We start from the raw sequence: 14,781 nt of genomic DNA, 5'->3' as shown, positions 1-14,781 counted from the left end.
GCTCGGTGGTGTCGGGATCGACCCGGCGGTTTCGATCGTCATCGGTACCGTCGGTGCTCTGTTGCTCGCCACGATCGTGACGATGATCTTCGGTGAGCTGTATCCGAAGAACCTGGCCATCGCGAACCCCGAGCCGCTCGCCCGCGCACTCGCCGTTCCCACGCGGATCTACCTGCTCGCGTTCGGTTGGCTCATCACGGTGTTCGACGTCGCCGCGAACGCACTCCTGCGCCTCGTGCGCATCGAGCCGCTCGAGGACGTCGACGAGAGCGCGACCGCGCGCGATCTCGAGGCGATCGTCGAGGAGTCCCGCGCGAGCGGCGACCTGCCGGACGACCTCTCGATGATCATCGACCGCATCCTCGACTTCCCGCAGCGCGACGTCGAGCACGCCATGATCCCCCGCTCGCAGGTCGGCTCGGTGCGACCGGATACGACCGTCGGCGAGGTGCGTGCGCTCATGGCGACCGGCCACACGCGGTACCCGGTGATCGGAGAAGAGGACTCCCCCGTCGGCGTCGTCGAGCTCATCGACGTGCTGCGCGAGCAACCGCATCCGGACGCGCCCGTCTCGTCGGTGATGCGGCCCGCCGTGGTCCTGCCGACCTCGATGCTCCTGCCCGTTGCGCTCGACCGCATGCGGCACAGCCGCAATGAAATGGCGTGCGTGGTCGACGAGTACGGAAACTTCGACGGCATCCTGACGATCGAAGACCTCACCGAAGAGGTCATCGGCGAGCTCTCGGACGAACACGACACCGAGGTCGACGAAGTCGCCTCGATGGGCGAAGCGGCGTGGACGGTCCCCGGCGACCTGCACCTCGACGAACTGGAACGCCTCATCGGCCACGACCTGGCGACCACCGACATCGAGACCGCCGCCGGGCTCGTCATCGACGCCCGCGGCGACCTGCCCGCGGTCGGCGACATCGTCCGCATCGACGTGCCCGAGCGGGCCGGCGAGGTCGTCCAGGGTCTCCACTTCGAGCGTTGGCTCGAGGTCGAAGTGACCGAGATCGACCGGCACGTGCCCTCGCAGCTCGTCGTGCGTCTGCACGAGATCGACCGGGATGCCGAGCCGGCCTCGCCGGTGGATGCCGCCGATGAGGAGGTGGCCCGATGAGCTGGTGGGTCGTCACGCTGATCACGGCCGCGCTCATCATCGCGAGCGCCTTCTTCGTCATTGTCGAGTTCGCCCTTCTCGCCGCGCGACGGCACCGGCTCGAGGAGGAGGCCGCGACGAGCGCTTCCGCTCGGGCCGCACTGCGCGGCGTCAACGAGCTGACCGTCATGCTCGCGTTCGCCCAGCTGGGCATCACGGCGTGCACCTTCCTGCTCGGTGCCATCACGAAGCCGGCGATCGACTACGCGCTCGCTCCCGTGTTCGAGGCGTGGGGACTCCCCTATGTCCTCGCGGACATCATCGCGTTCATGCTCGCGCTCATCGTGGTGACGTTCCTGCACCTGGTGATCGGAGAGATGGCCCCCAAGTCGTGGGCGATCGCGCACCCCGAGACTGCGGCGAAGGCGACCGGCATCCTGGCCCGGGCACTGACGTGGCCGCTGCGGCCCTTCCTGCTGTGGATCAATCGCATCGCGAACCGCCTCGTGCGGGCGTCGGGCGTCGAGCCGGTGGAGAAGGCCGCCGCCGGCGGTCAGGATGCCGACACCATCCGTGAACTGGTCGCGCACTCGCGCCGCGCCGGCACCCTCGATGAGCAGTACTCGGCTCCGATCGCGCAGGCGATCGAGCTGAGCACGCTGACTGTCGGCGAGATCGTGCGCGGCGACCGGACCCCCACCTCGGTGCCCGAGGACGCCACCGCGGCCGACGTGCAGGCCGTGGCCGCGTCGTCGACGCACTTGCGGGTCCTCGTGGGCACGGGTCCGACATCGCGTGTGGCGCACGTGCGCGACACCCTCGAGGTCGATCCGTCGACCCCGGCGCGCGAGATCGCGCGGGACCCGCTCGTGCTCGCTCCGAGTGACTCGGCCTACGACGCCCTCGCCCGGATGCGCCGCCGCCGCGTGCAGCTGGCCACGGTGGTCGACGGCGCGCACCTGATCGGCGTCGTGACGCTCGACGACCTGCTGAAGCAGATCCTGCCGGGACCGGGCGAGCTCGCCGACGCTGCGCGCTGATTCGTTCGGGGCGTGTTCTTCCGTTCGGGGCGCGATTCTTGCGCCCCGAACGGCGGCTCGCGCCCCGAACGCGCGATCACCGCGCGGCTCCGGTCCTCACCCGAGGAGGACGTCGCTGCCGGGGTCGTCGCCGTCGGCGAAGGAGCGGATGGCCGCCTCGAGCTCGGCGAGGAACCATCGGCGTGCGCCCGTGGGATGCAGCGCGGGGTTGGCGAAGAGGCGCACGTGGAAGCCCTCGATGAGATCACCGAGGGGGCGTGCGGACAGCGGCCATCGCGCCGAGAAGAGAGCGGCCACTCGTCTCGGGACGATCGCCGCGCCGTTGGACCGCAACAGTGTCTCGGGGAGCGTGGAGAAGTGGTGCACCCGCAGGACGGACATCGGGGCGACGCCGGCCTCGTCGAGCGCGCGTCCCACACGATCGTGGCCCGCCGACGTGTCGATGAGCGCCAGCCGGAGCGGTGACAGGTCCTCCGCCGCGAGCGGGACGCCCCGCACCGCCTCGGGCCACTGCGCGACGCAGACGTAGGTCTCGGCGAACAGCTCCACGGTCGCGGTGCGTCCCGTCGGCGCGGCGCTGCTGACGGCGGCATCCACCTCTCCGCTCGCGATCCATCGATCGACCGCGTCCACGTCGACCGGGACGACGTCGAGGCTCACCCCCGGGGCGTCGCGCGCGAGTCGCTCCATGAGCACGGGGAGGTAGGCGAATTCACCCATGTCGGTCAGCGCGACGCGGAAGCGTGTGCGGGCGGTGGCGGGATCGAAGTCCCGACCGGCGACCACGTCGTCGATGCCATCGATGGCGGGGCGGGCGACGGCGTACAGCTGTTCGGCGCGGGCGGTGGGTTCCATTCCGGCCGACGACCGCACGAACAGGGCATCGCCGAGGTCGCGACGCAGACGCCCGAGCGCGTAGCTCACCGAGGGCTGGGTGACGTTGAGCACGCCGGCCGCGAGCGTGAGACTGCGCCGCTCATAGATGGCGACGAAAGTGCGCAGCAGGTCGAGATCGACGGATGCCATGGCGGAGTCCTCTCGCGGAGCAACCGCGCCCCATAGAGGGATTCTATGCGGATCATGCGAACCCTCGTCTGGACGTGGGGTGTATCGGCGTCTTGAATGGAGCGAGCGCCAGGGACGGCGCGGAAGGACGTGGGCAATGGAGCAGCACTGGACCCCTCGGCGGGTCGCGATTCTCGGGGCCTCGGGTCTGACGGGCGCGGGACTAGCGCACCAGCTCTCACTCGCGGGCACACTCGACGAGATCGTTCTCTTCGACCTCAAGCGCAACGTGCTGGCAGCCCACGCGATCGATATGCGGGAGGCGCAGATCGTGGCCGGGCGCACCGGCACTCGTCTCACCGAGGGTGATCTCGACGCCGTCGAGACGCACTCCCCGGTCGACCTCGTCGTGTTCGCCGCCTCGCTCCCCGAGACACCCGACGGCTCGCGCGAGGCCTTCCTCGAGGGCAACCTCGGCGTGCTGCGGGCGCTCGTGCCCGCGATCACGCACCTCGCGGGCGAGCGCGGTCTCGTCCTCGTGCTCACCAACCCCGCCGACGTGCTGGCGACCTGCCTCGCGCACGAGAGTGCGATCGACCCCGCGCGCATCTTCGGCTACTGCCTGAACGACAGCCTCCGCTTCACCGCGGCCGTCGCGCGAGAGCTGGGCGTGTCGCCCGACCGCGTCGATGCACTCGTCGTCGGCGAGCACGGCGACGGACAGGTTCCGGTGTGGAGCGGCATCCGTCTCGACGGCGCCCCGCGCGCGCTCACGACCGACGAGCGGGCGCGCATCGACGCCGACGCGCGTGGATGGTTCCGCCGCTGGTCGGACCTCCGCCCCGGCCGCAGCTCGGGGTGGACGACGCCGCTCGGCTCCGCGCGAACGATCGCGGGGCTCGCCGCCGACGAGCCGATGCCGGTGGCAGTGTGGCGAACGGATGCCGACGGCTCCGGCGCGCACGTGACGCTCCGGGCCGTGGTCCGTGAGGGCGGCGTGGTGCCGATCCCGCTCGACTACCTCGACGACGCCGAACGTTCGGCCGTCGACTTCGCCTCCGCAGCGATCGCCGAGAAGGCGCGCCGCGCGGGCACACTCACGCGCTCCGGCGCAGGAAGGGACTGACCGATGACGTTCTTCGACCCGCAGACCTGGGATGGCCGCTACTTCGACGGATCGTGGGTCTCGACCCCCGAGACGGCGGCGGTGGTCTCCCCCTCCACCGGTGGGGAGATTGCTCGCGTCGCGATCGCCACCGCCGACGACCTCTCCCGCGCGGTCGAGTCCGCGCGCCGCGCCCAGGGCCCGTGGGCCGCCCTCCCCGCCGAAGAGCGCGCCGCGGTGCTGCGACGTGCGGCGGCCCTCCTCGAAGAGAACACCGCCACGCTCGCTCACTGGCTGAGCGAGGAGGCGGGCTCCGCGCAGGGAAAGGCGCACTTCGAAGCCGGGCTCGTCGCGAACGAGTTCCACCTCGCCGCCGCGACGGCCCTCATGCCGTACGGGCACCTCTTGCGTTCGGCGCGTCCCCGCCTCAGCCTGGCGCGGCGCCGCCCGGTCGGCGTCGTCGGGGTGATCTCGCCGTTCAACTTCCCCGGCATCCTGTCGGCCCGCTCGATCGCGCCCGCCCTCGCCCTCGGCAATGCCGTCGTGCTCAAGCCAGATCCGCGCACGAGCGTGAGCGGCGGGCTGTTCTTCGCCGCGGTGCTGGAGGCGGCGGGGGTCCCCGCCGGCGTCTTCTCGGTCCTCCCCGGGGGCGTCGAGGTGGGCTCCGCGCTCGTGGACCACCCGGCGGTACCCGTGATCTCCTTCACCGGATCCACGGAGGCGGGGCGAGTGATCGGGGCCCGCGCGGGACAGCTGCTCAAGCGTGCGCACCTCGAGCTCGGGGGCAACAACGCCCTCGTCGTGCTCGGCGACGTCGACGTGGCCGCGGCCGCGTCGGCCGGCGCGTGGGGGTCGTTCCTGCACCAGGGGCAGATCTGCATGACCACCGGACGGCACATCGTGCACGAGAGCATCTACGACGACTACGTCGCAGCGCTGAGCGCCAAGGCCGCCGCGCTGCCGGCCGGCGACCCCGCGACCGGGGCGCCGCTCGGCCCCATCATCGACGAGCGTCAGCGCGACAAGATCGACGCGATCGTGCGGGAGAGTGTCGACGCGGGCGCACGCGTCACCGCCGGGGGGTCCTATGACCGCCTGTTCTACGAGGCGACCGTCCTCGCGGACGTGACGGCCGACCACGCTGCTTTCCAGCGGGAGATATTCGGTCCCGTCGCCCCCGTGACGCGCTTCGGCTCGATCGACGAGCTCGTCGAGCTGGTCAACGCCAGCGACTACGGACTCTCCCTCGGCATCCTCGCCAAGGACGCGTTCCGCGCCTACGAACTGGCCGACCGCCTCCCCAGCGGCATCCTGCACATCAACGACCAGACCGTCGACGACGAGTCGCAGGCGCCGTTCGGTGGCGTCGGCGCTTCGGGCACCGGTGCGCGCTTCGGCGGCCACGAGGCGAACATCGAGGCCTTCACCGAGACCCAGTGGGTCACGATGCAGGCCGACGTCGCCACCTACCCGTTCTGAACGGCCGAGAGGATCCCATGCCTGCCATCGACGTCGCCCAGGCGTTCTACGACGTGCTGCGCGCCCGCGGAGTCACGCGCATCTTCGGCAACCCCGGCTCGAACGAGCTGACGATGCTGAAGCATCTTCCCGACGACATCGAGTACGTCCTCGCGTTGCAGGAAGGCGCGGCCATCGCGATGGCCGACGGCTTCGCACAGGCATCTGGGACGCTCGGGGTGGTGAACCTGCACTCCTCGTCGGGCACGGGTAACGCGATGGGGAACCTCACCAACAGCGCCGCCGCCCACGTGCCGCTCCTGGTGATCGCGGGGCAGCAGAGTCGGCGCTACGTGCCGCTGAACGCCATGTTGACCAACGTCGACGCGACCCGGCTCGCCGATCCGCTCGTGAAGTGGGCGACCGAGCCGCTGCGTCCCGACGACGTCCCGCTCGCCGTCTCGCAGGCGGCGCTGCTGGCGCAGTCGGCGCCGACGGGGCCGGTGTTCGTGTCCGTGCCGCTGGATGACTGGGCGCGACCGATGGATGCCGCCGAAGCGGCGCCGCTGTCGACCCGGCGCGTCGCTGGGGCGCCGGTCGTCGCGGAGGGCGTCATCGACGAGATCGCCGCGGCGCTGGACGCTGCCCGCTCCCCCGTCCTGGTCCTCGGCCCCGGAGTGGACACCGAAGCCGGGTGGGCTGCCACCCGCGCGCTCAGCGAGCGGGCGGGTCTGCCCGTGTGGGTGGCGCCGAGCCCCTCCCGTGCGCCGTTCCCCACGCGGCATCCCCACTTCCGCGGCATCCTGCCCACGGGCTTGGGAGCCGTGGCCGAGACGCTCGCCGCACACGACCTCGTGCTGACCCTCGGGGCCGCGGTGTTCCGCTACCACCAGTTCGTCGACGGAAGTCCGCTCGCCGCGGGCGCTCGCCTCATCGGCGTGACCTCCGATCCCGGTGAGGCGGCGCGTGCGGCCGTGGGGGAACTCTCGGTCGGCGAACCGGTCGACGCCGCGGCGCGGCTGAGCGTGCGGGTCGCGCCGCGAGCGTCGGCGCCGGGGAACGCGCCCGCCCTCGAGGCGGCGCCGCCGGAGGCGGACGGCGCGCAGTCGGCCGCCGCGATCCTCGACACGGTCGACCGGGCGAAACCCGACGATGCAGTCGTGGTGCTGGAGTGGACCTCCGCCGACGCGCTGTGGGCGAGACTGACGTTCGACCGGGCGCAGTCCTACTACTTCCCCGCCAACGGCGGGCTCGGCTGGGGGCTCCCCGCCGCGGTTGGCGTCCAGCTGGCCGATCCGACCCGACCGGTGATCGCCGTGATCGGCGACGGCGCGATGCAGTACACGCCGTCGGCGCTGTGGACCGCGGCGAGATATGGCATCCCCGTCACGTTCGTGATCTGCCAGAACCGGGAGTACGGGGCGCTGCAGCGGTTCTCGCGATTCCTCGAAGTCCCCGACGGCGGCTACCTCGATCTGCCCGGACTGGACCCCGTGGCGATCGCAGAGGGGTACGGTATCGACAGCCGGCGGGTCGACGGACTCGATGATCTCGAAGAGGTCGTCCGACAGGCGGCGAGCGCGACCGGTCCGCGACTCGTCGTCGTCACACAGCAGTCGCAACGCTGAAACACAGGGAGCGATCGGCCGGGTTATCGTCAGCGCAACGGAGCGCGAGGAGGATCACATGGCGCGTGTCTCGTGGAAGATCATGGAGACGCTCACCGCCGACGCACCGCTACCGGACCGCCGTGCCCGTCTGGGACGGCAACTGCTGCGTGCGGTGAACGCCGACGCGTTCGTGTCGTATCGCTGGACGCCCGCGGGTCCGTACGCCGATCCGGTCGGGGTGCACTTCGGCGAGGACCAGCTTCGCGCGTACGACACCCGGTATCGGCACGTCGACACGATGACGCCCCGGTTCCTGCGTGTGCGTGGCGCGTCGGCGATCAGTCCTCGGCGTGACACCCGTGACGAGTTCGTGCGCGACTTCCTCTTCCGTTCGGGCATGTTCCACGGCATGAACTACTTCGCGCCGACCCCGTCGGTCGGCACGATCGACCTGCGGGTGTGGCGCTCGCAGCGCGCCGGGGCGTTCACCCCCGACGATGTGCGCAAGCTCCAAGCCGTGGGCGATCTCGTCCACCGGTTGTGGAACGACGACGCGCCCGCCGGGGGCGATGTCCTGACTCCCCGTCAGCGTCAGATCGTGGCTCTCCTCGGGGAGGGGCTCACCGATCGGGAGATCTGCGTCCGTCTGGGGATCTCGCTCCCCACTCTGCGCACGCACCTCGCACAGGCGTTCGCGCGGACCGGCACGCAGAACCGCACGTCGTTGGCGATGCTCGCCGGGGGCCCTCGTCAGAAATGACGATGCCGCCGCGAGACGCGGCGGAGGATGCTCGACCGCAAGCACCGGCTCGATCATCTGGGAGAAACATGTCCACGCTCCGCACCGGGGTCTCGCCCCTGGCCCGCCTCGATCGCTTTCCCCGCTGGGGATTGAGCGCGATCTCCGTCCTCACCATCGGCCTGGGCATGCTCTTCGTCCAGTACGACATCTTCAACATCAACGTCTCGTTCGTGCAGACGTGCGCGCAGATCATCGGCGGGTGCACTCCGGCCACGTCAGACCAGTTCATCGGACTGCCGATCTTCCTCAGCCTTCTCGGCTACGGCATCGGCGCGCTCGTGCTGGGGCCGCTCTCCGACCGGTTCGGCCGACACCGCCTGCTCATCATCGCGATGGTGATCACCGGGCTCGGCTCGCTCTTCTCGACGTTCGCGGTCGATGAGACCACGTTCGGTCTCTCGCGACTGGTCACGGGTATCGGCATCGGCGCCGACCTCGCGATCATCAACGTGTACGTGAGCGAGATCGCTCCGCGTCGCATGCGCGGCCGCTACACCAGCGTTCTGTTCGTGATGGCCGCGCTCGGTTCCGCTCTCGGCATCTGGCTCGGTCTCTTCCTCACCACCCCCATGACGCCGTGGCCCCAGGGGCTGCCCTTCGCCGTGGCATCCGACACCTTCGACACCGGATGGCGCTGGGTATACGGCGTGGGTGCGATCCTCGCCGCCTTCTCGCTCGCGCTGCGCATCGCGCTGCCCGAATCTCCGCGCTGGCTCGCCGGCAAGGGACGGGATGTCGAGGCCGCGGCGATCGTGGCCCGCATGGAGGAGCGCGCCACCCGGCGCCAGCCGCTGCTGCCCGAGACCGCGGACGACAGCCGCGACGCCGCCGTGCACGTCGGTGGGACCCTGTCCGCGGTGCGGGAGCTCTTCACCTCGCCGGTGTCCTTGCGGCGCCTCCTCGTCATCGGCTGCGCCTGGCTTCTGGGATACGTCACGATCTACTCGTTCGCCGGCGCTTTCACCTCGGTGCTCGTGCGCCAGGGCTACACCCCGGCCGAGGCCGGGATCGTCAGCGCGGTCGGTCTCACGGGCTTCATCGCGGCGGCGATCGTCGCCCGGTCGGTGGTCGACCGGGTGGAGCGCAAGTGGTGGATGCTGATCGGCGCGGCGATCGCGATCGTCGGCGCCTTGATCGTCGTCGCCGGTGGAGGAGCCACGACGGCCACGCTGGTCGGGGCGATCATCGTCTTCTTCGGGCAGAACATCTGGGTGCCCGCCCAGTACGCCCTCACGGCCGAGAGCTTCCCGACGCGCTTCCGTACGACCGCGTACGCCCTGGCCGACAGCATCGGCCACATCGGTGGCGGTCTCGGTGTGTTCCTCCTCGTTGGCGTGTTCTCGCAGTTCCCGCTGCTGGGGACGCTGTTGGGCCTGATCGGGTTCCTGGTCGTGGGGGCGGTGGTGAACCTTCTCGCCCCGCGCACCCGCAACCGTTCGCTCGAGGAGATCTCGGCGTGAGGGAGCCCGAGGTCGTCACGGCCTCCGAGGCCGGCGTCTGGATCGAGGTCGCGGACGCCGGCCGGCTCGCCGCTCAGACGTCGGCGGCGGGCGCGGCCCCCTTCGGCGTCGCGGTGAAGGCGAACATCGCGGTGCGGGGATTCCGCCGTTCGGCCGGATGCCGCGTGCTCGATGTGCGGCCCGAAGACGCCGACGCCCCCGTCGTCGCCGCGTTCCGGCGTCACGGTGGAGTCGTGGTGGGGACGGCGAACATGCACGAGCTGGCCCTCGGGGTCACCTCGGACAATGTCGCCTACGGTGCGGCACGGGTTCCGGCTGCACCTCACCTGTCGGCGGGTGGGTCGTCCGGGGGAAGCGCCGCGGCCGTCGCCGCCGGCCTCGTGCCCGTCGCTCTCGGCACCGATACGGGCGGCTCGGTGTCGATCCCCGCGAGTCACTGCGGCGTCGTCGGATTCCGTCCCAGCACGGGCCGCTGGTCCACCGCGGGCATCGTGGGTCTGTCCTGGACGCGGGACACCCCGGGAGTCTTCGCCCGGACCGTCCGAGAGGCGATCCGGGCCGACGGGTGGGTCACCGGGGCGCGTACTCCGACCACGCTCGGTCGGGTGCGGCTCGGCATCCCTCGCCAACTCGTCGACGACCTGCACCCATCGACGGAGGAAGCCTTCCGCCGCGCGATCGCTGCGATGAGCGCGTCGATCGACGTGGTCGAGGTCGACTTCGCGCCCGTGCTGGCCCGCACGGTGCGGGCCGAGCCGGGGATCGTCGAGTTCGAGGCACCCCGGGAACTCGGTGCCGCGGCCGCTTGTGCGCTCGGTCTCCCGCCCGCCGAGGCGTTCGACGCACTGCGCCGCGGCGTGCAGTCGCCGGATGTGGCCGCCTTCCTGGAGCACGTCCACCGGCATCCCGTCTCGGCCGCCGATTACGCCCGCGCCCAGGAGGACACCCTCGAGGCGCGGCGGCTGTCGGAGGACGTGTTCGCACAGCACGACCTGCACGCGATGGTCTTCCCGACGACCCCGGCATCCGCTCCCCCGTCGCGCGGCGGGACGTCGATCGTGCACCGCGGACGGGAGCAGTCCGTCTTCGCGCTGTACACGCGGCACACGGGCCCGGGCACGATCCTCGGCGCGCCCATGGTCACCGTGCCGATCCCGGTGGAGGGCGACCCCATCGGGCTGACCGTCCAGGGACGCCGCAACGACGACGCCCGGACGCTCGCCGTCGCCGATCTCGTCGCCGGGCTCCTCTCGTCCGGGCGGTGAGCCCGCGGCCCCTGCCCGTGCGCTCACCGAGCGTGCGGCAGGGGCGCCACCGGCCGCAGCCGCGGGATCCAGCAGCGCACCTCGTCGCGGTACCGGTCGAAGTCGGCGCCGAACTTCGCGGCCAGATCGGCTTCTTCGTAGGGGCGGACCGCGAAGTTCCACACCAGCGCGCCGGCGACGGCGTAGGCGACCACCATCCACGATGACAGCACCATGCCCACGGCCACGCCCTGCGCGATGCTCGTCGACGCCATGGGATTGCGCACCCACCGGTACGGGCCGGCGATCACGAGCCGGTTCGGCATCGCCGCGGGCAGGGGTGTGCCGCCGCCCTTCACGGAGAGCGCGGCCGCCGACCAGAACGCGGCGGCGCCGAGCGCGACGAACAGCACCACTCCGGCGACGCGCACACCGGCCCCGAGGTCGAGGTGGAGTCCCCATCGCTGTTCCAGACTCGACAGCACCGCCGGGATCGCCGCGAAGAACACCGCCCAGAATGCGACGATCTGACCGAGCGTCCCGACCACGTGCGGAAGCGGCGACCGGCGAACCCGCGCGGTGCGGAACGCGAACGGGCCGATCAGCACCCACCCCGTCGGGATGCGGCCCCACACGAGCAGGGCGAGCGCCCCGAGCGACCCGAGCGACGCGCCTGTCATCGCGATGACACCCCACCCTGCCAACCCGGTCAGTGTGGCGTAGACGGCGAGCCCGGCGGTGACGACGACCGTCCACGCGGTGGCGATCCCCGCCGCGACGGTGCGAGCCCGCACGGGCAGGACCGCGGCGAGCCCGGAGGCCACGACGAACAGGCCGATGTCGAACGGAGCGAGCAGCACCGCGTCGATGTCGCCGAGCGTGGCGTCGCGCACGAGCGGCACCGTGAAGACGGCGACCCACCACGCGGCGCCGGCCGCAGCCTGCGCTGCGAAGTACAGCCGGGCGAGGGTGGATGCCGAGGTCACGGCATCCATTCTCCGCCGGGTGCGAGCACGAGAGGACCCGCGTTCCGCGAGAGGACCCGCGTTCGCGTCGAAGCGCCGGTCATCTCGGGAAACCTCGGTGAGCTGGGCGCGCGCCGGCGGCCCGGCGCCTCACCCTCGGGCGGCCGCGGCGGCGAGCTCGGCCCGCGTGCGGGCGCCGAGCTTCCGGAGGAGGTTCGCGACGTGGTACTTCACGGTGTTGAGGCTGATGCCGAGTCCCTCGGCGATCTCGCGGTTGCCGACCCCCGTCGTCACCAGGCGGAGGACCTCTCGTTCGCGGTCCGTGAGGTCGGAGTCGGTCGCCGACTCGACCGTGCGGGGCGACGGGTCGAGGGGCAGCGAGATGTCGACCGTGGAACCCCAGCCGGGCGTGGAGGCGACGGAGAGCGTCCCCTCGAGCGCGACGACGCGCTCCGCGATGGGGCGGACGGCGTCGTCGTGCACGTCCAGCGAGCCGGCGCCGTCGTCGCGCAACTGCATGAGCAGGTTCCGGCCGTCGCAGTCCCACTGGATGCGGACCCGGCGCGCCGCGCCGTCGTCGACCAGGGCGAGCACGGCGGTGCGGACGATCGCCCGCGCGCTGTGAGCCACGTCGCCGGGGAGGGCGCGGCCGGTCGTGGGAGGTTCGACGAACTGCACGTCGAGGTCGCCGAACCGCACGAGCGGACGCAGGTCGGCGCGGAGCCGCGAGAACGCCCCCGTCACGGGTTCCAGCAGCGTGCTGCGCTGCCGGTCGGTGGCGGTGCGCAGTTCGATGAGCGCGGCCGACGCGATCTCGACGGCCTCGGCCCGCGCCGCCGCGTCCGACAGGCGCGTCGACCTCAGCGCGGCGAGGATCGACTCGAGGGTCAGGGCATGCCGATCGGCCTGATCCGCCACGGTGCGGGCATGCTCCGAGGCGGCCGAACGGCTCGCGTGGATCTCGCCGTCTGTCGCCATAGGACCGAACCTACCTGTCCTACCCGAAAGAACGGTCCCACCCGATCGGGTGGGGATGCCGCCTGGCCGGGCAGCAGCGGCTTCAGCGGATCGCGACGACGATCGTCCTATGCCTCACACCACCGTCGCGGACTCGCTCGGCACGATCGGCAGCGAACTCCAGGACGTCGTTTCGGCGCTCCGCCAGACCGATCCGGCACCGTTCGAGGACGCCCTCGGGCTCCTCATCGACGCCGACCGTGTCTTCGTCCACGGCGCCGGCCGGTCGGGGCTGGCCCTGCGCTCGACCGCGATGCGGCTCATGCACCTCGGCCTGACGGTGCACGTCGTCGGCGAGGTCACGACCCCGGCGATCCGGCGCGGCGATCTCCTCCTCGTCGCGAGCGGTTCCGGGACCACCGGCGGAATCGTGCAGGCCGCGAAGACCGCCGCCGACGTCGGCGCGCGCGTCCTCGCCGTGTCGACGACGAACTCCTCGCCGCTGTCCGAGATCGCCGACACCACCCTGGTCATCCCGGCCGCGACGAAGACGGACCGCTCGGGCACGGCATCCGCCCAGTACGCCGGCAGCCTTTTCGAGCAGTCCGTCGGTCTCGTCGGCGACGCCGTGTTCCACGCGCTCTGGCAGCGGAGCGCGCAGTCCGCCGACGACCTCTGGCCCCGCCACGCGAATCTCGAATGACCCGCGCCGGGACCCGGCGACACACCCCATCGAAAGGACACCCCCATGCAGCTTCAGTTCGCCATGGACACCCTGACCACCGAGCACGCGCTCGAGCTCGCCGGCAAGGCAGCGCCGTACGTCGACGTGCTCGAGCTCGGCACCCCGCTCATCAAGAGCGCCGGACTCTCGGCCATCACCGCCGTGAAGGAAGCCCACCCCGACAAGATCGTCTTCGCCGACCTGAAGACGATGGATGCCGGTGAGCTCGAGGCCGACATGGCCTTCCAGGCCGGCGCCGACCTCGTCACCGTGCTCGGCGTCGCCGGCGACAGCACGATCGCCGGTGCCGTGAAGGCCGCGAAGGCCCACGGCAAGGGCGTCGTCGTCGACCTCATCGGTGTGCCCGACAAGGCCACCCGCGCGAAGGAAGTCACCGCGCTCGGTGCGGAGTTCGTCGAGATGCACGCCGGCCTCGACGAGCAGGCCGAGGAGGGCTTCACCTTCGAGACGCTGCTCCGTGACGGCGAGGCCTCCGGTGTCGCGTTCTCGGTCGCCGGCGGCATCAACGCCCAGACCATCGCCGCCGTGCAGCAGTCGGGCGCTCGCCTTGCGGTCGCCGGAAGCGCGATCTACAGCGCCGACGACGTGGCAGCCGCGGCCGCCGAGCTGCGCGCCGCGATCACGGAGACCGCTGCGGCCTGATCAGCGTCGTGAGAGCCGGGGGTTCGGTGCCGAAAGGTGCCGGGCCCCCGGCTTTCGCGTGCGGCATCACGCCCACCGGTCGTCGTCACCGTTCTCTGCCGCCCCCGCAGCGTCGGCGTTCGGCCACGCGGCGCGGAACCCGCACTCGCGGCATTCGTCGGCGTCGATACCCTCGTCGATCAGCGGATGCATCGTCACGCCGCACGAGGGACAGATGGGCTGCGCGTCGTCGTCGTAGGGGTCTCTGTAGCTCATCGCCGTTCCGCTCGCACCGTTCGCGCCCGAGGGCCTCGGGGCGTCGCCGGAGGGAACGCCCTCCGCCGCGCGGCTGTTCCCTCGGCAGTGGACCCCGTGACGGCGGAAGGCCCCGACACCGCGGCGATGTCGGGGCCTCATGCCGTAGGGCGGGTGGGACTTGAACCCACGATCGTCGGGTTATGAGCCCGCTGCCTTGACCAGCTTGGCCACCGCCCCTTGCGGTCTCCGAGCCTACCGGCATCCGTCTCCGGTCATCGAAGTCGCCACTTCACGTGATCTGGTCGACCGTACCCGCGATGGCGCGCAACAACGGGTGGCCTCGACGAGATCACGTGATCTGGGCGCTCGACCAGCGTGGGCGGCACCCGTCAGTGCACCCGGGGCGGCT

14 protein-coding genes and 1 tRNA gene are annotated in these 14,781 nt (G+C 71.5%); 10 read left to right on the top strand and 5 right to left on the bottom strand.

All coding sequences use genetic code 11. The features are described from left to right. A partial coding sequence (locus LQV45_RS07465; protein ID WP_230006453.1) for a hemolysin family protein occupies positions 1–1,123 on the top strand: 1,123 nt, incomplete at its 5' end. Beyond that, complete coding sequence (locus LQV45_RS07460) at positions 1,120–2,142, top strand: CNNM domain-containing protein (protein ID WP_230006452.1); 1,023 nt, start codon at positions 1,120–1,122, stop codon at positions 2,140–2,142. The genes LQV45_RS07465 and LQV45_RS07460, both read left to right, overlap by 4 nt. A gap of 96 nt (positions 2,143–2,238) precedes the next feature. Here LQV45_RS07460 and LQV45_RS07455 read toward each other — a convergent pair whose 3' ends face one another. Next, a complete protein-coding gene (locus LQV45_RS07455) occupies positions 2,239–3,168 on the bottom strand; it encodes a LysR family transcriptional regulator (RefSeq protein ID WP_230006451.1) in 930 nt (309 codons plus the stop codon). 136 nt (positions 3,169–3,304) lie between these two features. On the opposite strand from LQV45_RS07455, the gene LQV45_RS07450 reads away from it, so the two are divergent. The 6 genes from LQV45_RS07450 (at position 3,305) to LQV45_RS07425 (ending at position 10,847) form a co-directional block, all read left to right on the top strand. Beyond that, positions 3,305–4,273, top strand: a complete 969-nt coding sequence (locus LQV45_RS07450) for a hypothetical protein (RefSeq protein ID WP_230006450.1) — start codon at positions 3,305–3,307, stop codon at positions 4,271–4,273. A gap of 3 nt (positions 4,274–4,276) precedes the next feature. Further along, positions 4,277–5,731 carry an aldehyde dehydrogenase family protein gene (locus LQV45_RS07445; RefSeq protein WP_230006449.1) on the top strand — a complete coding sequence of 485 codons (1,455 nt, stop codon included), beginning with the start codon at positions 4,277–4,279 and terminating at the stop codon, positions 5,729–5,731. Positions 5,732–5,748: 17 nt separating this feature from the next. Beyond that, the gene (gene mdlC, locus LQV45_RS07440) at positions 5,749–7,338 is read left to right on the top strand and encodes a benzoylformate decarboxylase (protein ID WP_230006448.1); all 1,590 of its coding nucleotides are present in this window, start codon (positions 5,749–5,751) and stop codon (positions 7,336–7,338) included. Positions 7,339–7,396: 58 nt separating this feature from the next. Next, entirely contained in the window at positions 7,397–8,080 is a 684-nt protein-coding gene (locus tag LQV45_RS07435; RefSeq protein WP_230006447.1) for a helix-turn-helix transcriptional regulator, read from the top strand. Positions 8,081–8,148: 68 nt separating this feature from the next. Beyond that, positions 8,149–9,582, top strand: coding sequence for an MFS transporter (locus LQV45_RS07430; protein WP_230006446.1), 1,434 nt, complete (start codon positions 8,149–8,151; stop codon positions 9,580–9,582). Next, the gene (locus LQV45_RS07425) at positions 9,579–10,847 is read left to right on the top strand and encodes an amidase family protein (protein WP_230006445.1); all 1,269 of its coding nucleotides are present in this window, start codon (positions 9,579–9,581) and stop codon (positions 10,845–10,847) included. The genes LQV45_RS07430 and LQV45_RS07425 overlap by 4 nt, the downstream gene beginning before the upstream one ends. Positions 10,848–10,870: 23 nt before the next feature. On the opposite strand, the gene LQV45_RS07420 is transcribed toward LQV45_RS07425, so the two are convergent. Together LQV45_RS07420 and LQV45_RS07415 are read right to left on the bottom strand one after the other, a co-directional pair. Then, entirely contained in the window at positions 10,871–11,821 is a 951-nt protein-coding gene (locus tag LQV45_RS07420) for an isoprenylcysteine carboxylmethyltransferase family protein (RefSeq protein ID WP_230006444.1), read from the bottom strand. A gap of 120 nt (positions 11,822–11,941) precedes the next feature. Then, a complete protein-coding gene (locus tag LQV45_RS07415; RefSeq protein ID WP_230006443.1) occupies positions 11,942–12,769 on the bottom strand; it encodes a LuxR C-terminal-related transcriptional regulator in 828 nt (275 codons plus the stop codon). A gap of 109 nt (positions 12,770–12,878) precedes the next feature. Here LQV45_RS07415 and hxlB point away from each other — a divergent pair, with 109 nt between their 5' ends. Together hxlB and hxlA are read left to right on the top strand one after the other, a co-directional pair. Continuing rightward, complete coding sequence (gene hxlB, locus LQV45_RS07410; protein WP_230006442.1) at positions 12,879–13,451, top strand: 6-phospho-3-hexuloisomerase; 573 nt, start codon at positions 12,879–12,881, stop codon at positions 13,449–13,451. A gap of 45 nt (positions 13,452–13,496) precedes the next feature. Continuing rightward, the gene (hxlA, locus tag LQV45_RS07405; RefSeq protein WP_230006441.1) at positions 13,497–14,135 is read left to right on the top strand and encodes a 3-hexulose-6-phosphate synthase; all 639 of its coding nucleotides are present in this window, start codon (positions 13,497–13,499) and stop codon (positions 14,133–14,135) included. Positions 14,136–14,201: 66 nt separating this feature from the next. On the opposite strand, the gene LQV45_RS07400 is transcribed toward hxlA, so the two are convergent. Further along, entirely contained in the window at positions 14,202–14,390 is a 189-nt protein-coding gene (locus tag LQV45_RS07400) for a zf-TFIIB domain-containing protein (RefSeq protein WP_230006440.1), read from the bottom strand. Positions 14,391–14,535: 145 nt separating this feature from the next. Continuing rightward, positions 14,536–14,609: transfer RNA gene (locus LQV45_RS07395), tRNA-Ile, on the bottom strand. Between the last annotated feature and the right edge of the window lie 172 nt (positions 14,610–14,781).

It is taken from the genome of Microbacterium sp. Bi128 (genome assembly GCF_918698205.1).
The sequence above is the reverse complement of the archived record's forward strand: the minus strand, read 5'-3'. Positions and strand labels throughout refer to the sequence as shown.

Coding starts and splice junctions, on each gene's coding strand:
- LQV45_RS07455 (WP_230006451.1), bottom strand. CDS start 3,168: ATGGCATCCGTCGATCTCGACCTGCTGCGCACTTTCGTCGCCATCTAT.
- hxlA (WP_230006441.1), top strand. CDS start 13,497: ATGCAGCTTCAGTTCGCCATGGACACCCTGACCACCGAGCACGCGCTC.
- LQV45_RS07450 (WP_230006450.1), top strand. CDS start 3,305: ATGGAGCAGCACTGGACCCCTCGGCGGGTCGCGATTCTCGGGGCCTCG.
- hxlB (WP_230006442.1), top strand. CDS start 12,879: ATGCCTCACACCACCGTCGCGGACTCGCTCGGCACGATCGGCAGCGAA.
- LQV45_RS07430 (WP_230006446.1), top strand. CDS start 8,149: ATGTCCACGCTCCGCACCGGGGTCTCGCCCCTGGCCCGCCTCGATCGC.
- LQV45_RS07435 (WP_230006447.1), top strand. CDS start 7,397: ATGGCGCGTGTCTCGTGGAAGATCATGGAGACGCTCACCGCCGACGCA.
- LQV45_RS07415 (WP_230006443.1), bottom strand. CDS start 12,769: ATGGCGACAGACGGCGAGATCCACGCGAGCCGTTCGGCCGCCTCGGAG.
- mdlC (WP_230006448.1), top strand. CDS start 5,749: ATGCCTGCCATCGACGTCGCCCAGGCGTTCTACGACGTGCTGCGCGCC.
- LQV45_RS07420 (WP_230006444.1), bottom strand. CDS start 11,821: ATGGATGCCGTGACCTCGGCATCCACCCTCGCCCGGCTGTACTTCGCA.
- LQV45_RS07460 (WP_230006452.1), top strand. CDS start 1,120: ATGAGCTGGTGGGTCGTCACGCTGATCACGGCCGCGCTCATCATCGCG.
- LQV45_RS07445 (WP_230006449.1), top strand. CDS start 4,277: ATGACGTTCTTCGACCCGCAGACCTGGGATGGCCGCTACTTCGACGGA.
- LQV45_RS07400 (WP_230006440.1), bottom strand. CDS start 14,390: ATGAGCTACAGAGACCCCTACGACGACGACGCGCAGCCCATCTGTCCC.